Source organism: Actinocatenispora sera, assembly GCF_018324685.1.
GTDB classification, from domain to species: domain Bacteria; phylum Actinomycetota; class Actinomycetes; order Mycobacteriales; family Micromonosporaceae; genus Actinocatenispora; species Actinocatenispora sera.
On sequence record NZ_AP023354.1, the window covers coordinates 2304968 to 2323059 of the forward strand.

Below are 18092 nucleotides of genomic sequence, written 5' to 3' on the forward strand. Positions count from 1 at the left end.
GTACGACCCACAGTCACCGCGGCACCCTGCGCTGCCCGCGGGCGATGACCCCGGCGCGGAAACCGGGGCCATCGCATTCAGGGGGTGTTCCCGTACCGGCATGCTCGGCACCCGGCACCCGGCACCCGGCACCGAACCGGGCGGTCGCCGGCGCCCGGTGTCGGGTGGTCGCGCCGCGAGTGGTGTCGGTGCCCCGGCATAGACTCGGTCGCGATGCACGCACTCTTCGAGATCCCACCGGTCCAGCCCGCCTCGTCGGCCCGTCGGCCGCCCGCCACCGACCCCGACGAGCTGCTGCGCGGGCTCAACGCGCAGCAGCGGGCGGCGGTCGTGCACGCCGGTTCGCCGCTGCTGATCGTCGCCGGCGCCGGGTCCGGCAAGACCCGCGTGCTGACCCACCGGATCGCCTACCTGCTCGCCGCGCGGGACGTGACACCCGGCCAGATCATGGCGATCACGTTCACCAACAAGGCGGCCGGCGAGATGCGCGAGCGGGTCGCCGGCCTGGTCGGGCCGCGCGGCCGGCGGATGTGGGTGTCCACCTTCCACTCCGCCTGCGTGCGGATCCTGCGCGCCGAGCACGAGCACGCCGGGCTGAAGTCGACGTTCTCCATCTACGACGCGGACGACTCGCGCCGGCTGATGCAGCTGGTGGCGCGCGAGCTCGACCTCGACCCGAAGCGCTACCCGGCCCGGTCGCTCGCTGCCCAGGTGTCGAACCTGAAGAACGAGCTGGTCGACGAGGCGACGTTCGCGGCCCGGGCGTCCGGGCCGGCCGAGCGGGCGCTGGCCGAGGCGTACACGTCCTACCAGCAGCGGTTGCGGCAGGCGCACGCGCTCGACTTCGACGACCTGATCATGACCACGGTGCGGCTGCTGCAGACCTTCCCCGACGTCGCCGAGCACTACCACCGGCGGTTCCGGCACATCCTGGTGGACGAGTACCAGGACACCAACCACGCCCAGTACGTGCTGATCAAGGAACTCGTGGGCGGCGGCAGCGGGAGCCTGCCGGAACCGGTGGACGACGAGGGCGAGCCGGTGCCGCCGGCCGAGCTGTGCGTGGTCGGTGACGCGGACCAGTCGATCTACGCGTTCCGCGGCGCGACCATCCGCAACATCATGGAGTTCGAGCGCGACTTCCCGACCGCCGAGACCATCCTGCTGGAGCAGAACTACCGCTCCACCCAGACGATCCTCAACGCGGCCAACCGGGTGATCGAGCGCAACACCGAGCGCAAGCCCAAGAACCTGTGGTCCGACTCCGGGACGGGCGAGAAGATCGTCGGCTACGTCGCGGACAACGAGCACGACGAGGCCGACTGGGTGGCCAAGGAGATCGACCGCCTCGTCGACGACGAGGGGTACAAGCCGGCCGACGTCGCGGTCTTCTACCGCACCAACGCGCAGTCGCGTGTCTTCGAGGACATCTTCATCCGCTTCGGCGTGCCGTACAAGGTGGTCGGTGGGGTCCGGTTCTACGAGCGCAAGGAGGTCCGGGACGCGCTCGCCTACCTGCGCGCGATCGCCAACCCGGACGACGTGGTCAGCGTCCGGCGCATCCTGAACACCCCGCGCCGGGGCATCGGCGAGCGGGCCGAGGCGTGCGTGGATGCGTTGGCCAGCAAGGAGAACATCTCGTTCGGCGCCGCGCTGGAACGGGCCGGCGAGGCGATCGGCATCTCCTCGCGTGCGGTGAAGGGCATCGGCGACTTCACCGCGATCATGGCCGAGGTGCGCCAGATGGCCGCCACCGAGCCGCCCGAGGACGTGCTGGAGGCGGTGCTCGCCCGGTCCGGCTACCTGGCCGAGCTGGAGGAGAGCGACGACCCGCAGGACGCCGGCCGGGTGGAGAACCTGCAGGAGCTCGTCAGCGTCGCCCGGGAGTACACCGAGCGGATCGAGCGCGCCGCCGCGGCCGGCGAGGACGACGACGCGGCCGGCGAGGAGATCGAGGAGACCCCGTCGCTGGCCGGGTTCCTGGAGCAGGTGGCGCTGGTCGCCGACGCGGACGAGATCCCGGACGGCGACGGCGAGCAGTCCGGCGTGGTCACCCTGATGACCCTGCACACCGCGAAGGGGCTGGAGTTCCCGGTGGTGTTCCTGACCGGGATGGAGGACGGCGTCTTCCCGCACATGCGGTCCATGGGTGACAAGCGCGAGCTGGAGGAGGAGCGCCGGCTCGCCTACGTCGGGATCACCCGGGCCCGGCAGCGGCTGTACCTCTCGCGGGCCGTCACGCGCTCGGCCTGGGGACAGCCGCAGTACAACCCGGAGTCGCGGTTCGTGCCGGAGCTGCCGACCGAGCTGATCGACTGGAAGCGCACCGCCGACGCGTACACCAGCTGGACCCGCGGTGGGGTCGGCCGGGGCGAGTCCGCCCAGTACCGGGGGCCGAGCAGCGAGCTGACCGGCGGGCCGAAGAGCAAGGCGCTGGCCGGCAAGCTGGGGCTGGATCCGAAGCTGGTCGGTGCGGCCAGCGAGATGCGGCAGGTGCCGTCGCTGGCCCCGGGCGACCGGGTCAACCACGACCGGCACGGTCTCGGCCGGGTGGTGGCGGTGCAGGGCTCCGGTCCGCGGGCCCAGGCGCAGATCGACTTCGGCGACCAGACCATGTGGATCGTGCTGCGGCACGCCCCGATCCAGAAGCTCTGACCCGCGACGTCCGCGAGCGATATCACGCCGCCGAGGCCGGCCCCGGCGGCTATGCTTGCCTCATGCAGGGCCTCGTGGTGAATCTCGCCGCGGCCGCGCGAGCTGCCAGCTCGCCGGCCGCCGCCTGACCCTGCATTCATCCGGCGACCGGACACGGTCGCCGGATTCGTGTCTCCTCCCGGCCCAGTGGGCCTCGAGACTCCCTGTCGTCGGCGGTGTCCGGTCGCGCCACCCGCGCACCGACAGGAGTCCACGATGGACACCACACCGATCCACGACATCGAACCGATCCACGACACCGGGCCGGTCCACGACACCGAGCCGGTCCACGGTACCGAGCGGGATCTCGACAGCGAGCGGATGCTCGACGGCCCAAGGGTTCTCGGCGGCACGCCGAGTTCCGGGTACGGGACCGAGCAGATCCTCGCCACGTTCCTCGACTTCTACCGACGACTCGGGCACGAGCCGCTGCCGGGCGGCTCGCTGATCCCGCCGCCCGGCGATCCGGTGCTGTTCACCACCTCGGGCGTGCATCCCCTGGTACGGCACCTGGAGACCGGTCGCCATCCGCTCGGCGGCCGGCTGGTGAACGTACAGCGCTGCCTGCGCACCACCGATCTGGACGAGGTCGGCGACGACCGGCACTACACCCTGTTCGAGATGCTCGGCAGCTGGTCCTTCGGCGACTACTCGCACGAGCAGAGCCTGCGCTGGGGGTACGAGCTGCTCACCGACGGGTTCGGCCTGCGGCCGGATCGCTTGTACGTCACCGTGTTCGGCGGCAGCGACGAGCTCGGGCCGGACGACGAGTCGGAGCGCACCTGGACCGAACTCGGCGTACCGGTGGAGCTCGAGCCGGAGAACTGGTGGTCGCTGGGGCCGACCGGCCCGTGTGGCCCGGACTCGGAGATCCACGTCTGGACCGGCGACGGTACGCCGACCGGCACGCCCGGCACCGACTCGCGCTGGATGGAGCTGTGGAACCACGTCGAGATGCGCTACCGGCGGCTCCCCGACGGCTCGCTGGAACCGCTTCCCCGGCGCGTCGTGGACACCGGCATGGGCCTGGAACGCCTGGTGACGCTGCTGAGCGGGGTGTCCACCGGGTACGACACCGACCTGTTCCTGCCGTGGCTGTCGACCGCGCGGCGGTTGTGGGGCGTGCACGGGCCCACCGAGCGGGTCGTCAGCGACCACCTGCGGTCGGTCGTCGCGCTGCTCGGTGACGGGGTGCGTCCCGGGCCGACCGGCCGCGGCTACGTGCCGCGCCGGCTGATCCGCCGGGTGCTGACCCGGCTGTGGCGGGAGGACGAGACGCACTCGCTGTCCGACCTGCCGGACGAGGTGATCACCGAGACGCTACGGCACTTCCGGCAGGACCCGCGGACGCCGGTCCGTGGCGTCCTGCTCGACGAGCAGCGCCGGTTCGGCGAGCTGGTGCGGCGTGGCCGGCGGGTGCTCGGCCGGTACCGGGGGCGGCCGCTGACCGACGACGACCTGCACTACCTGCACGACACCCACGGCCTGCCGCCGGAGGTGGTCACCGACCTGTACGAGGGGGTGTCCGCGTAGCCAGCCACCGGCCGCGCGGGCGTGGTTCGTCCGCGCGGCCGGGACGGCCCCCTCGGCCGTGTCGATGGCGGTACCGTCCCGACATGGTGGACTACCGGGATGCGGAGCTGCGCGGCTCGCGGTTCGAGCACACCGATCTGAGCGGTGCCGAGTTCCGCGCGGTCGACCTGAGCGGGACCCGGTTCCGTGCGGTGGACCTGTCCGGCGCGGTGCTGCGTGGTGTCGAGCTGGACGGCGTCGACATCCACGGCGAGCTGCGCAACGTGACGATCAACGGGGTGCGGGTCGACGAGTACGTCACCGCCGAGCTCGACCGGCGGTACCCGGACCGCGTGCGGATGCGGCCGACCGACCCGGCCGGGTTCCGCACGGCGTGGGACGTGGTGGAACGGCTGTGGGCCGGTACGGTCGGGCGCGCCCGGGGGCTCGATCCCGCGCTGCTGCACGAGTCGGTCGACGGCGAGTGGTCGTTCACCGAGACGCTGCGGCACCTGGTGTACGCGACAGACGCGTGGGTCCGGCGGGCGATCCTCGGCGATCCGGCGCCGTGGGATCCGCTGGACCTACCCTGGGACGAGATGCCGGACACGCCGGGCACCCCGCGGGACCGCGCGGCGCGACCGTCGCTGGACGAGGTGCTGGCGCTGCGCCGGGACCGGATGGGGACCGTCCGGGAGGTCGTCGACGGGCTGACGGACGAGTCGCTCGCCGCGGACACCGAGCCGGTCGACGCGCCGGGCTGGCCGCCGCCCCGGTCCTTTCCGGTACGCGAGTGCCTGCTGACCGTGCTCAACGAGGAGTGGGAGCACCGGCTGTACGCCGAGCGCGACCTCACCGCGCTGGCGAACCGGAGCCGCTGACCGGTCAGCCGCCGGCGAGCAGGTTCAGGCCGCGGGCCCGCAGGTACGGGACGGGGTCGAAGGCGACGCCGTCGCGGCGCAGCTCGAAGTGCACGTGCGGGCCGGTCGAGTCGCCGGTCGAGCCGGAGTACGCGATGAGCTGGCCGCGCGTGACGTGCTGGCCGGCCGACACCGCCACGGACGAGTTGTGCCCGTACACAGTGGACAGTCCGGCGCCGTCGTCGATCTCGACGCCGTTGCCGTACCCGCCGTCCCAGCCGGCCAGCGTCACCGTGCCGGCGTGCGCCGCGTACACCGGGGTGCCGGTACCGACGGCAAGGTCGATGCCCGGATGGTTGGTGCCCCACCGGGCACCGAACTGCGAGGTCACGGTGTAGCCGTGTACCGGCAGTACCCACTCGACCGGCTTCGGCTTCGCCGTTGCGCTCCGGGAGGGGCTGGGGGACGGTGTCGCCGATCGCGACGCGCTGGCCGACGGCGACGCGGTACGGGCCCTGCCCCGCGAGGCGCGCTGCTGCGCCACTCGCTGCCGGTCCGCGGTGGCCGGCGCGGCCGACGCCGGCGCCCCGGTCGGCGGGCCGGTCGGATGTTCGGTGGCCGCGTACGCCGCGCCGGCGCCCAGCGCGGACGCCACGGTCAGGGTGGCGGCGACGGTCAGGGCGCGCCGACCGCGCCGGGGCGGCAGGTGGTGCCGTCCGGTGCTGCGGAACCGCCTCGGCAGCAGCGCCAACGTTCGGTCCTCCAGGGGGTCGTCCGCGGCACCGGGGGTGTGCCGCGAGTCGCCGCGCCGGCGGCCGCACCGACGCGGCGATCACGGTAAGCACTCGGGGCGGCGCGGAGTGTCCGCGTTTGCGTGCCCCATCGGGTACCGGCATCGGTGCGAGGATCGATTAGCCGGTAATGCGCCGATACATCCCCTGCGGGAAGCGTCACACTGTGCCGCGCGCCTCCCTCTGCGGGTCCTGTGGCGGCGCTCGCGACGGCCGCCGGGCGCGGTTCGGCCCCCGACGGCTTAGGATTCGTTCAGGTCGCAGCGGAGGGACGGACGATGAGTGGACGGATCCGGGTCGTGGTCGCCAAGCCGGGGCTGGACGGGCACGATCGTGGCGCCAAGGTGGTGGCCCGCGCGCTGCGGGACGCCGGCATGGAGGTCGTGTACACCGGGCTGCACCAGACCCCGGAGCAGATCGTCGCGACCGCGCTGCAGGAGGACGCCGACGCGATCGGCCTGTCGGTCCTCTCCGGCGCGCACATGACGCTGTTCGCCCGGCTCGTCGAACTGCTCGCCGAACACGATGCGAGCGACATCGTCGTCTTCGGCGGCGGCATCATCCCGGACGCCGACCTGCCCGAGCTGGAGCGGCTCGGCGTCGCGAAGATCTTCACCCCCGGCGCCAGCACCCAGGCCATCGTCGACTGGGTCAACGGGAACGTGCCGGCGCGCGTCTGAACGTCTCGCCCCACCGCCCGCACCGGCCCTCGCCGCTGCGGGCGGCTGGTCGTGCGACGAATCAATACGAACTCTCTGTAAAAGTCAACGCGACCGGGCGTTACCTCGATCACGGACCGTCGTTGAGATCAACGTCGGCGTCGAAACGACTCGGTACCGGCGCAGCAAGACGGCCGATGCCCTGTCGGTCGAGGGGTGGCGGCAGGGCGTCGTGCATAGGGGCCGGGTGTCTGAGGGGTGCACCCGGCCCCTTCTTCCTGCCCTCCGGGAGCCACCGGCCACCGCGGGGTGGGCCGCCGCGTTGTCGCGGCCCAACGGCCCGCGGCGCACTCGCGACCCGGGCACGGCGAACCGGGGCGGCTGCGGCCCGCCACGACGAATCCGCGGGCCGGTTTCCCTTTCCGACCGTTTGCTGGCAAGGTGGGAGAGCCATCCGGCCGGAGCACCTGCGCCGGTGGTCGCGGGCGACGTCGGCCACCGTCGCCGAGGTGCCCGCACACCACGTCCGGTCCGTACAGGAGAATGCGCTCGTGAACGACGCCCCTCGGTACACGACCCGGGTGCCCGCTGGCCGGCCCGTCGTGGTCGAGCCGGACATCCGCCGCATCGCCCGCCGGTACGGCCGGCGGCTCGCCGTCGGCATCGCGATGATGGCGCTGTGGATCGCGCTCGCCGCGATCGGCCTGACCACCGGCGCCTTCGACGTGGACACCCCGACGCTCATCGCCTGGCTGCTCGGCGCGGTCGTGGTGATCATCGGTGTCGTCCTGGTGATCCAGCGCTGGCGCGCCGAGTCGCGCGGCCCGCTGCTGGTCGCCGACGACCAGGGCGTCTGGCTGCGGATGGGCGGCACGATCAAGGTGCGCGGGCTGTTCCTGCCGTGGGACACCGTGGAGAAGGTCGAACTCGTCGAGTACCGCCGGGCCGCCGTGCTGTGCGTGCGCAGCGAGCTGGGCGAGGCGACGGTCCGGCAGAAGTCCGACGACCTGCTGATGGAGGTCCGGCGGCGGCGACGCTGGTGCGACAGTTCGTTCGCGGTGCACGCCTGGTTCACCCGGGCCCAGCTCCCCGACGTGCTCGGTCGCCTGCACTCGCTCGGTGGGGACCGCGTCCAAGCCCAGTAGTCCACCTCTTTGCGCTGAGGTGGGCCCGAAGCGCTGCTGCGTGGCTGGCGTGCGTCCGGCGCTGGCGGTGTAAAGCCCACCCCTGTCCGGCGCCGGTTGCAGCCGGCGGTGTGAACGCGTCTCTGGCCGGGGCCGTTGGGTGCTGGTGGTGTAAAGGCCACCTCTGTTCGCCGCTTTGACCCCGCGTGGGGGAATGCGAGGAGAGGGCTTCGCCCCCTCCTCGCGCTCCTTCCCCGCCAAGGGGATTCCCCTTGGCCATCCCCTTACCCATCCCGGTGACGATGCCCCTCGACGCCCAGTGCCCGTCGAAGAAGACCGGGGGCCCGGCCGGGCATGTCCATCACGCCAACGCCCGCCTCGCAACGCATCGTCGCCTCGCAACGGTTCGCATCGCGTTGTGTCCTGGCGGCCCGCAGGTGGGTTGGGGGTTTGGTTTGGCGTGGCGGGTCCGGCGTCGATGGGTAGGCCGTACCGACACCCCGTAGTTCCGAAGCGGCCAGGCGGCGTCCTTCCTGATCTCTGGTTTTCCGGTGGGGGATTGTCAAGGGGGCGACTGCCCCCTTGACGGGGAGGGGTGTGGGGAGGGGCGAAGCCCGCTCCCCACGGTTCCCCCACGAGGGGTGAAAAGAGGAAACAGAGGTGGGCTTTACACCGCCAGCACCAGCGCACGCCGGCGCTTCGGGGGCACCTCAGCGCAGAGAGGTGACGTACCAGGCATTGGGGCCACCCGGGCAAGCGTGAGTGCGTCCGCGTCGCTACCCTGCGCCGGTAGAGCGCTGCGGTGGCAGCGAGACAATGGACGAACGTCAAGGACGACGGAACGGGACGCGCACGTGGACCTGTACGAGTACCAGGCGCGGGAGCTGTTCGCGCGGCACGGTGTGCCGGTGTTGGACGGCGGCGTCGCTAGCACCCCGACGAGGCCCGGAAGGTGGCCGAGCAGCTCGGCGGCCGGGTCGTGGTGAAGGCCCAGGTCAAGACCGGTGGCCGGGGCAAGGCTGGTGGCGTCAAGCTCGCCGACGACGCAGCGGACGCGCAGGCTCGCGCGACCGACATCCTCGGTATGGACATCAAGGGTCATACCGTTCACAAGGTGATGCTGGCGGTCACCGCCGACATCGCCGAGGAGTACTACTTCTCGTTCCTGCTCGATCGGGCCAACCGCACCTTCCTGGCGATGTCCAGCGTGCAGGGCGGTATGGAGATCGAGCAGGTCGCCGAGGAGTCGCCGGAGAAGGTGGCGAAGGTCGCGATCGACGCCAACGCCGGTGTGGACCGGGCGAAGGCGGACGAGATCGTCGCCGCGACCGGCTTCCCGGCCGAGGTGGCCGACCAGGTCGCCGAGCTGATCATCAAGCTGTGGGCGGCGTTCGTGGCCGAGGACGCCACGCTCGTCGAGGTGAACCCGCTGGCGAAGACCACCGACGGTCGGGTGCTCGCGCTCGACGCGAAGGTGACGCTGGACGAGAACGCCGAGTTCCGCCACCCGGACCAGGCCGAGCTGGCCGACAGCAGCGCGGTCGACCCGCTGGAGCAGCGGGCGAAGGAGAAGCACCTCAACTACGTCAAGCTCGACGGCGAGGTCGGCATCATCGGCAACGGCGCCGGGCTGGTCATGTCCACCCTGGACGTGGTGGCGTACGCGGGCGAGGACCTGCCGGGTTCGCCCAAGCCGGCGAACTTCCTCGACATCGGCGGCGGCGCCAGCGCCGAGGTGATGGCGAACGGGCTGGAGATCATCCTGTCCGACCCGGCCGTGCGGTCGGTGTTCGTGAACGTGTTCGGCGGCATCACCGCCTGCGACGCGGTCGCGAACGGGATCGTCCAGGCGCTCAAGGTGCTCGCGGACCGCGGTGAGGACGTCAGCAAGCCGCTGGTCGTCCGGCTCGACGGCAACAATGCCGAGGAGGGCCGGCGCATCCTGACCGAGGCGAAGCATCCGCTGGTACAGCAGGTGGACACCATGGACGGTGCGGCCCGCCGCGCCGCCGAACTCGCCGCACAGGGAGGCGACAGCGAGTGAGCATCGCAGCGAAGCGAGGAGCGGAGCGAGCGCGGAGCCGACCCGGAAAGCAGAGTGCGTGAGATGGCGATCTTCCTTACCGAGAACAGCAAGATCATTGTTCAGGGCATCACCGGCTCCGAGGGCACCAAGCACACCAAGAAGATGCTGGCCGCCGGTACCAACGTGGTCGGGGGTGTGAACCCGCGCAAGGCCGGCCAGAAGGTCGACTTCGACGGTACCGAGCTGCCGGTGTTCGGCACGGTCGCCGAGGCGATGAAGGAGACCGGCGCGGACACGTCGGTCATCTTCGTCCCGCCGAAGTTCGCCAAGGACGCGATCGTCGAGGCGGTCGACGCGGAGATCCCGCTCGCGGTGGTCATCACCGAGGGCATTCCGGTGCACGACTCGACGGCCGCCTGGGCGTACGCGACGGCCAAAGGCAACCGGACCCGCATCATCGGCCCGAACTGCCCCGGGGTCGCGAGCCCCGGCAAGTCGTACGCCGGCATCATCCCGGCCAGCATCACCGGCCCGGGCCGGATCGGCCTGGTGTCCAAGTCGGGCACGCTGACCTACCAGATGATGTACGAGCTGCGCGACATCGGCTTCTCCACCGCGGTCGGCATCGGTGGCGACCCGGTCATCGGGACGACCCACATCGACTGCCTGGCGGCGTTCGAGGCGGACCCGGAGACCGACGCGATCGTGATGATCGGCGAGATCGGTGGCGACGCCGAGGAGCGCGCGGCCGACTACATCAAGGCACACGTGACGAAGCCGGTCGTCGGCTACGTCGCGGGCTTCACCGCGCCGCCCGGCAAGACGATGGGCCACGCGGGCGCGATCATCTCCGGTTCGTCCGGTACCGCCGCGGCGAAGAAGGACGCGCTGGAGGCGGCCGGGGTGAAGGTCGGCAAGACGCCGACCGAGACCGCGAACCTGATGCGCGAGCTGATGCAGAAGTAGCCGCACCTGCCGGGCCTTCGGGCCCGGCACCGCGGAACACGAAGAAGGGGCACACCGCCATGGTGTGCCCCTTCTTCGTGTTGGCTCAGTAGCTCGTGCTGGCCGAGCCGACCGCGGCGACGCCGACGATGACCCAGATGATGCTGATCACGCACCAGAGCCCGTACCAGCAGGCGCCGATGATGGTGGCGAGCTTCGCCCACTTCTTGGCGTCCTCGGACGCGGCCGTCGCGCCCATGTAGTCGCCGGCGGCAACGGCAGCGTTGCACCGGCTGGCGGCCATGATCGCCGGGATGGCGAGCGGCCAGAACAGGAAGATCGAACCGATCGCCCAGCCCATGTGGCTGTTCACCGGCTCCTGGGGCGCGCCAGGCGGGGGTCCCTGCTGGTACCCCGGTGGGGGAGGCATACCCGGCTGCATCGTTCTCCTTCGAGGGTGTGTTGGGTCGGGTGCGGGTCAGCGTAGTGAAGCAACGCCACGTCGGATCACCCTGGTCTCGGCATCAGATGATGCCGTATGCATGCAACTTGACTCAGCCGGGCGATGCTGGTCACGGCGGGTGATGGTGGGCCGCTTTTCGGCCCCGATGAGCGCCGCACCGCGTGTCGTGCCGGCGATCCGGCCACCGATGGTGTTCGGTGAGAAAGCCATGTCCGTCACCGAACCGAGCACCACTCCCGCCGAGGACTCCCCACCCGCGCCGGCGCCCGCCACCCGCACCGATGCCGCGCCGCTGGGGCGTGCCTCCTTGCTCGTCGCGGCGGCCGCGACCGCGGGCTGGGCCGCGCTCGTCTCGTTCGTCCCGCTGCTGGTTCTCGTCCTGCTCGGCTGGCTGCTCGCCGGTGGGGCCGGCGCCGCCACCAGCGCGTTGCGGGTGGCCGGCGCCGCCTGGCTGCTCGGCAACGGCGTGCCCATCCACACCCCGATCGGGCCGTACGGGCTGGTGCCGCTCGCGCTGACCGCGTTCGTCGCCTGGCGGCTGGTCCGGGCCGGCGGCAACACCGCTCGCGCGCTCGGTGACCGGCGCGCCGCCCTGCTCGGCGCGGTCGGCGTCGCCGTCGGGTACGGGCTGCTCGCCGCCCTGCTGGCGCTGCTGGTGTCCGGGCCGGACGTGTCGGTCTCCGCGCCCCGCGCGTTCGTCACCGCTGGCGGGCTGGCGCTGGTCTGCGCGGTGTCCGGTGCGGCGCACCGCAGCGGCATGCTCCGGCACATCGCCGGCCAGCTCTCCCCGGCGGTACGGGCCGGGTTGCGCTCCGGCGGGTTCGCCGCGGTGACCCTGCTCGGCCTCGGTGCGTTCACCGCCGGCGGCTCGCTCGCCTGGCACGCCGACCGCGCCGCCGACACGTTCCGCGCGTACCAGGCCGGACCGGTCGGTGACATCGGCCTGGCGCTGCTCTGCCTGCTGTACGCGCCGACCGTGTCGGTGTGGGCGGTGGCCTACCTGTCCGGGCCGGGCTTCGCGTTCGGCGCGCACACCGCGGTCGGCATCGGCGGCGTGCACCTCGGGCCGGTGCCGGCGATACCGCTGCTCGCGGGGCTGCCGACCGATGCCGCGCCGGCCGCGGGTGCGCTGCTGCTCGGGCTGCCGCTGTTGGTCGGCGTGGCGACGGGTTGGCTCGTCGCGCGCCGCGACACCGGCCCCGGGTTGACTCCGCTGGTGTTCGCCACGGCGCTGTCCGGCGCGGTGGCGGGTGCGCTGTTCGCCGTCGCCGGCGCGCTGTCGGCCGGCAGTCTCGGTGGCGGCCAGCTCGCCACGATCGGGCCGTCCTGGTGGCAGCTCGGCCTGGCGGTGGCCGGCCTGGACGGCGTCGCCGCGATGGCCGCCGGGCTCACCGCGCGGACCATCGCCCGGGTCCGTCCGCACCGGACGGAGGACAGTGGCGCGGGCCTGGGCCCGACGGCCACGCCCGAGGCAGCCGGCAGGGTCGATCCGGTCGCCGACGGCACCGGCTCGAGCGGGCCGAGGACCGGCCCGGGTGGGTCAGGGGACGGGAAGGCCGAGGCTGCGCAGGATCCAGCGGCCGATCCCGCAGCACACCACCAGGGCCCAGCAGATGGGCCCGGCGACGAGGGCGGCGCGGGTCCAGCGATGTGACTCCTTCGCGTTGTCCTGCGCGACGCCGAGCTGCCCCGCGCGGTAGGCGATCCGGGCCCGCCGGGCGTCGATCGTGGCCGGCAGCGCGAACGGTGGGAACAGCAGGAACATCGCGACCGCGACGCCCAGGTTGTCGCTGAACGGTGCCCCGGCGGGCGGCGCGGTGCCCGGTTGCGGTGCGGGCCCGGGTTGGGGTGCGGGCCCGGGTTGGGGTGCGGGCCCGGGTTGGGGTGCGGGTCTGGGTGGGGGCCCGGGGGCAGGCTGCGGGGTGGCGTACGGCTGGCTGGCATACGGCTGGCTGGAGTACGGCCGGCTCGTTGGCGGCGGCGGATCCTGCAGCGGCGGCAACACCTCGCCCTCGAGCACCGGTTCCTTCCGGGCCCGGGGTGGCACCGGGGGACGCTGCGGCGCGGGGCCGCGCGGCGGGTCGGGCTGGCCGGGCTGCGTCATCGGCTCCTCGCAAACCTTCGCTCGATGCGCGAAAGCTTAGCGGTCCGGCGCCGCGCGGCCGGCCCGCGGCTGTGCGGCGCCCGGCCAAGAACTGGCCGAGCGAACCGACTGTGCGGCGCCTGGCGGAGTGAACTGGCCGAGCGAGCCGGATGTGCGGCGCCCGGTGGAGCGAGCCGGTCGGGCGGTGGGGGCAGCCGCCCGGCCGGCCCGGTCACCGCTCGTTCTGGACGTTCTGCACCCAGTTGGCGCTGACGCCGGTGATCACCAGGATGATCTGAACGACGAAGATCGCGGCGCCGATGATGCCGAGGATGAGGCCGACGGTGCCCATCGTCTTGTTGCTGGCCTGCCCGTTGTCGGCCTTCTTGCGGCCGAGGATGCCCAGCACGATCGCCGGTACACCAGCCCAGATGCCGGCGTAGAAGCAACAGATCACGATCGACACGATGCCGGCGATCATCGCCAGCAGGTTCAGCACGTTGCCGCTGGTGTCCGGCGCCCCACCCCCCTGGTACGGCGGGGGCGGTGGCGGCACGCCGGGGCCGCCGGGCGCGCCGTAACCGGGCTGCTGGCCGTACTCGCCGGGCTGGCCGTACGGGGCGCCCGGCGGCGGGCCGGACGGCTGCCCGTACGGCGGGCCGGAGGGCTGCCCGTACTCGCCGGGCGGCGGGGCCGACGGCTGCCCGTACTCGCCCGGCGGGCCGCTGGGCTGCCCCGGGTAGCCGCCGGGTGGCCCGGAGGGTTGCCCGGGTGGGCCGGACGGCTGGCCGTACGGCGGGCCGGACGGCTGGTCGGGATAACCGCCGGGTGGTCCCGACGGCGGGCCGGGTTGGCCGCCCGGCGGTTGGTCGGGCCGGCCGCCGTAGCTCGGCTCGGGGCCGGGCCGGCCGCCGGAGTACCCGCCGTGGTCCGGGTCTTCCGGCTCTCCCGGCCCGCGCGGTGGTGGCGGTGGGTATGTCACGGTGCTGGTCCCCCCTCGTCCGGTCACCGCCTCCCGGCGGCGACCGTGCACGTTGTTTCCGAGCTAGGCCATGTCTGCGGGTCTTGCTCGACCAGGACCCACCAGACAGCCCCAGTCTTACCGGTCGGACGTGCATGATGCGGCTGGACGGGTGAATTGCACCGGTCGAGGGGCCCGGCCGCGCGAGATCGCCCCGGCCGTACCGGCTATCGTGTGGGCGTCGCCGCTGCTGAGGGCGGTCAGCCGGGCGACGTTGCCGGACCGCTGGGGCGCGGCCCGGGTCGATCTCACCGACGCGATCGCGCGGTCGAAAACCGCCGGAGGAGTCACGCGTGGCAGCTCGCCTCGTCGTCCTGGTGTCCGGAGCGGGGTCCAACCTGCAGGCGTTGCTCGACGCCTGTGCCGACCCGGGGTACGGCGCGACCGTGGTGGCGGTCGGTGCCGACCGTCCGGATGTCGAGGGCCTGGCCCGCGGAGCGCGCGCCGGTGCCGAGACGTTCGTCGTCCGGGTCGGCGACTTCCCCGACCGGGCCGCCTGGGACGCCGCGTTGACCGAACAGGTCGCCAAGTACGAGCCGGATCTGGTGATCTCGGCCGGTTTCCTGAAGCTGGTCGGACCGGCGTTTCTCGCCGCGTTCGGTGGCCGGTACCTGAACACGCACAACGCGCTGCTGCCGGCGTTCCCCGGCATCCACGGTCCGCGGGATGCCCTCGCGTACGGTGTCAAACTCGCCGGTGCCACGTTGTTCCTGGTGGACGAGGGTGTCGACACCGGCGCGATCATCGCCCAGGTGGCGGTCCCGGTGCTCGACGACGACACCGAGGACACCCTGTCCGAACGCATCAAGCAGGCCGAACGGCCGCAGCTGGTGGAGTACGTCGGCCGGATGGTCCGGGAGGGCTGGACGGTCACCGGAAGAAAGGTCACCGTTCCGTGAGCGACATCGCGAGGAAGCCGATCCGGCGCGCACTGGTCAGCGTGTACGACAAGACCGGGCTGGAGCAGCTGGCCAGGGCGCTGGCCGACGCCGGCGTGGAGATCGTGTCGACCGGCAACAGCGCCCGCACGATCGCCTCGTACGGGGTGCCGGTGACGGCGATCGAGCAGCTCACCGGGTTCCCGGAGTGCCTGGACGGGCGGGTGAAGACGCTGCACCCGAAGGTGCACGCCGGCCTGCTCGCCGACGTACGACGAGACGAGCACGTCAAGCAGCTGGCCGAGCTCGGCGTCGAGCCGTTCGACCTGCTGGTGAGCAACCTGTACCCGTTCCGGCAGACGGTGGCCTCGGGCGCGTCGTTCGACGAGTGCATCGAGCAGATCGACATCGGCGGCCCGGCGATGGTGCGCAGTTCGGCGAAGAACCACGCGAACGTCGCGGTGGTCGTCTCACCGGAGCTGTACCCGGAACTGATCGAGGCCATCGCGGCCGGCGGCACCACGGCCGAGCAGCGCCAGCGGTACGCGCTGGGTGCGTTCCGGCACACCGCGTCGTACGACGTGGCGGTCGCCTCCTGGCTGGGCGGCCAGACCGAGCGGGGTTTCCCCGGCTGGACCGGCGCCACCTGGGACCTCGCCACCACCCTGCGCTACGGGGAGAACCCGCACCAGCAGGCAGCGCTCTACCGGCACTGGCGGCCCGGCCTCGCGCACGCCGAGCAGCTGCACGGCAAGGAGATGTCGTACAACAACTACACCGACACCGACGCGGCGTGGCGGGCGGCGCACGACTTCACCGAGCCGTGCGTGGCGATCATCAAGCACGCCAACCCGTGCGGCATCGCGGTCGGCGCCGACGTGGCGGACGCGTACGCGAAGGCGCAGGCCTGCGACCCGCTCTCGGCGTACGGCGGGGTCATCGCGGCGAACACCACCGTCACCGAACCGATGGCCCGCAACATCGCCGAGGCGAGCTTCGCCGAGGTGGTCGCCGCGCCGGACTTCGAGCCGGCCGCGGTCGAGGTGCTCAGCAACCGGTGGAAGAACGTCCGGCTGCTGCGGGTACCGGCCGAGGCGGCGCCGGACCCGGTGGAGTTCCACGGCATCTCCGGCGGCGTGCTGATGCAGACCGTCGACAGGATCGACGCGTCCGGTGACGACCCGGCGAACTGGACCCTCGCCGCCGGTGAGCCGGCCGACGAGGCGACCCTGGCCGACCTGGCGTTCGCCTGGCGGGCGATCCGCGCGGTCAAGTCGAACGCGATCCTGCTCGCCGCCGACCGCGCCACCACCGGCGTGGGCATGGGCCAGGTGAACCGGGTCGACGCGGCGCGCCTCGCGGTGCAGCGGGCCGGCGCCGAGCGGGCCGCCGCGTCGGTCGGCGCCTCGGACGCGTTCTTCCCGTTCCCGGACGGCCTGGAGGTACTGGCCGAGGCCGGCGTGCGCGCCGTCGTCGAGCCGGGCGGGTCGAAGCGCGACCCGGAGGCGATCGCCGCCGCGAAGGCCGCCGGCGTCACCCTCTACTTCACCGGCACCCGGCACTTCTTCCACTGACGGTCGCGGCTGCCGCCCCCCGCACTGGTGGCAGCACCGCGCGCTCGGCGGTACATGGTTGGTCCGGGCGCGCGGGGCCGTGCCGGCGGCTCACGCTCGGCGTGGTGCCGACTCCGCGGGGATCGCCGCGAGCAGCGTCCTCGTCGCCTCGTCGAGGCGGCGCGCGTCCGCCGGGTCGAGGGTGTCGAGGGTGAGCGGGACGGGCTTGTCGCGGTCGATCGCGGTCAGCGGTGCGACCGGCGGGGCGTCGACGAAGCCGTGGATCGGCGCGATGGACTCGCCGACCGGGCGGGCGGAGAGGCGCGCGGCGGCGCGGATGATCACCCGCATCGGGGCGGCCAGCGGGCTGAGGTCGCCGCTCCTGGTGAAACCCGGGTGGTAGAGGACGTACCGGATCGGGTTGTCGGGCTGTGCCGCGAACGCCACGCCGAGCAGGTCGTTGGCCCGGCCGGCCTGGAGCTGCGCGGTCACCATGCCGTAGCCCCGTTCGAGTTGCAGGTCGTCCCAGTGGACCGCGCCCCTGGTCGTGCCGACGCCGGCGACGTTCACGATCACGCCGGTGTCGCTGCGGCGCAGTTGCGGGGCGAGGCCGTGGCTGAGCAACTGGCGGCTCAGGTAGTACAGCGCGAAGGTCTGCTCCAGGCCCTCCGCGGTGGCGATCCGCTTCGGTGCCTGCCGGTTCGCGAACAGGGCCAGCGCGTCGACGGTCGGGTACCGTGCGGCGATGTCGCCGATCGCGGCCCGGGTCGCGGCGACGCTGGACAGATCGGTCCGGATGAACTCGATCGGGCTGCGGGCGCGGCGGGCGGCACCGTCCTCGACCAGCCGCCGGCCCTTGCCGGGGTTGCTGCCCAGCGCGATCACGGTGTCACCGCGCTCGGCGCGGGCCAGCGCCAGGGCACGGCCCATACCGTCGGTTCCGCCGCTGATGACGACGACGCGTGGCCGGCTGGGTCGGATCAGGTCGGGCATGGGCTCATCCCTAGGTAGTTACTTCTGGTACGCACTACCATCATCGGTAACCATGGCAGGGTGCGGAAGGAGGCAGTTTGATGTCCGGTACGGACATGGATGTGCCCTCGATGGTGCGCGCCCCGCTGCCGAGCCCGGTCCCGGCCGAGGAGTACGAGCAGTGCCCGGTGACCGACGTGCTGCGTCGGGTCGGGGACAAGTGGTCGGTGCTGGTGATCGTGCTGCTGGGCAAGCGCTCGTACCGCTTCAACGAACTGCACCGGGGGATCGAGACCATCAGCCAGCGGATGCTGACCCGCACGCTGCGCGGTCTGGCGGCAGACGGGTTGGTGCACCGGGAGGTGTTCCCGACCGTTCCGCCGTCCGTCGAGTACAGCCTCACCCCGCTCGGGCGGACCCTGCTGGTGCCGTTGTCCGCGCTCGCCGACTGGGTGGTGCAGCACCGGGCCGAGATCGCCGCGGCCCGGCAGTCGCGTTCCTGACCCGACGC

15 protein-coding genes and 1 pseudogene are annotated in these 18092 nt (G+C 72.5%); 11 read left to right on the forward strand and 5 right to left on the reverse strand.

Annotated features, from left to right (window positions below; all coding sequences use genetic code 11):
- Nucleotides 1–213 precede the first annotated feature (213 nt).
- From pcrA to Asera_RS11140, 3 genes are all read left to right on the forward strand, one after another.
- Nucleotides 214–2655: a DNA helicase PcrA gene (gene pcrA, locus Asera_RS11130; protein WP_030449303.1), complete on the forward strand. Its 2442-nt coding sequence runs from the start codon at nt 214–216 to the stop codon at nt 2653–2655.
- A gap of 255 nt (nt 2656–2910) precedes the next feature.
- Nucleotides 2911–4227, forward strand: coding sequence for an alanine--tRNA ligase-related protein (locus Asera_RS11135; protein ID WP_244843835.1), 1317 nt, complete (start codon nt 2911–2913; stop codon nt 4225–4227).
- Nucleotides 4228–4310: 83 nt separating this feature from the next.
- Nucleotides 4311–5087, forward strand: a complete 777-nt coding sequence (locus tag Asera_RS11140) for a DinB family protein (RefSeq protein ID WP_030449305.1) — start codon at nt 4311–4313, stop codon at nt 5085–5087.
- Between the two features lie 4 nt (nt 5088–5091).
- Here Asera_RS11140 and Asera_RS11145 read toward each other — a convergent pair whose 3' ends face one another.
- Nucleotides 5092–5817, reverse strand: a complete 726-nt coding sequence (locus Asera_RS11145) for a M23 family metallopeptidase (RefSeq protein ID WP_051802954.1) — start codon at nt 5815–5817, stop codon at nt 5092–5094.
- Between the two features lie 318 nt (nt 5818–6135).
- On the opposite strand from Asera_RS11145, the gene icmB reads away from it, so the two are divergent.
- The 4 genes and pseudogenes from icmB (at nt 6136) to sucD (ending at nt 10632) form a co-directional block, all read left to right on the forward strand.
- Nucleotides 6136–6537, forward strand: a complete 402-nt coding sequence (gene icmB / locus Asera_RS11150) for a coenzyme B12-dependent isobutyryl CoA mutase small subunit (RefSeq protein WP_030449307.1) — start codon at nt 6136–6138, stop codon at nt 6535–6537.
- A gap of 530 nt (nt 6538–7067) precedes the next feature.
- Nucleotides 7068–7661 carry a hypothetical protein gene (locus Asera_RS11155; protein WP_030449308.1) on the forward strand — a complete coding sequence of 198 codons (594 nt, stop codon included), beginning with the start codon at nt 7068–7070 and terminating at the stop codon, nt 7659–7661.
- Between the two features lie 833 nt (nt 7662–8494).
- A pseudogene (gene sucC, locus Asera_RS11160) lies at nt 8495–9684 on the forward strand (ADP-forming succinate--CoA ligase subunit beta).
- 63 nt (nt 9685–9747) lie between these two features.
- The gene (gene sucD / locus Asera_RS11165; RefSeq protein ID WP_030449310.1) at nt 9748–10632 is read left to right on the forward strand and encodes a succinate--CoA ligase subunit alpha; all 885 of its coding nucleotides are present in this window, start codon (nt 9748–9750) and stop codon (nt 10630–10632) included.
- An 85-nt stretch (nt 10633–10717) separates the two neighbouring features.
- On the opposite strand, the gene Asera_RS11170 is transcribed toward sucD, so the two are convergent.
- Complete coding sequence (locus tag Asera_RS11170) at nt 10718–10984, reverse strand: CD225/dispanin family protein (protein WP_169745912.1); 267 nt, start codon at nt 10982–10984, stop codon at nt 10718–10720.
- Between the two features lie 298 nt (nt 10985–11282).
- On the opposite strand from Asera_RS11170, the gene Asera_RS11175 reads away from it, so the two are divergent.
- A complete protein-coding gene (locus Asera_RS11175; protein WP_157035147.1) occupies nt 11283–12728 on the forward strand; it encodes a cell division protein PerM in 1446 nt (481 codons plus the stop codon).
- On the opposite strand, the gene Asera_RS11180 is transcribed toward Asera_RS11175, so the two are convergent.
- Both Asera_RS11180 and Asera_RS11185 read right to left on the reverse strand, forming a co-directional pair.
- Complete coding sequence (locus Asera_RS11180; RefSeq protein ID WP_157035148.1) at nt 12615–13178, reverse strand: CD225/dispanin family protein; 564 nt, start codon at nt 13176–13178, stop codon at nt 12615–12617. The genes Asera_RS11175 and Asera_RS11180 overlap by 114 nt on opposite strands.
- Nucleotides 13179–13389: 211 nt before the next feature.
- A complete protein-coding gene (locus tag Asera_RS11185; protein ID WP_051802957.1) occupies nt 13390–14139 on the reverse strand; it encodes a DUF4190 domain-containing protein in 750 nt (249 codons plus the stop codon).
- A gap of 332 nt (nt 14140–14471) precedes the next feature.
- On the opposite strand from Asera_RS11185, the gene purN reads away from it, so the two are divergent.
- Nucleotides 14472–15077, forward strand: a complete 606-nt coding sequence (gene purN, locus Asera_RS11190; RefSeq protein ID WP_030449314.1) for a phosphoribosylglycinamide formyltransferase — start codon at nt 14472–14474, stop codon at nt 15075–15077.
- Nucleotides 15074–16630 carry a bifunctional phosphoribosylaminoimidazolecarboxamide formyltransferase/IMP cyclohydrolase gene (gene purH / locus Asera_RS11195; RefSeq protein WP_030449315.1) on the forward strand — a complete coding sequence of 519 codons (1557 nt, stop codon included), beginning with the start codon at nt 15074–15076 and terminating at the stop codon, nt 16628–16630. The genes purN and purH overlap by 4 nt, the downstream gene beginning before the upstream one ends.
- A 90-nt stretch (nt 16631–16720) precedes the next feature.
- Here purH and Asera_RS11200 read toward each other — a convergent pair whose 3' ends face one another.
- Complete coding sequence (locus tag Asera_RS11200; protein WP_030449316.1) at nt 16721–17602, reverse strand: SDR family NAD(P)-dependent oxidoreductase; 882 nt, start codon at nt 17600–17602, stop codon at nt 16721–16723.
- A gap of 80 nt (nt 17603–17682) precedes the next feature.
- Between Asera_RS11200 and Asera_RS11205 the strand changes: the two genes are divergently transcribed.
- Nucleotides 17683–18084 carry a winged helix-turn-helix transcriptional regulator gene (locus Asera_RS11205; RefSeq protein WP_030449317.1) on the forward strand — a complete coding sequence of 134 codons (402 nt, stop codon included), beginning with the start codon at nt 17683–17685 and terminating at the stop codon, nt 18082–18084.
- Nucleotides 18085–18092 lie beyond the last annotated feature (8 nt).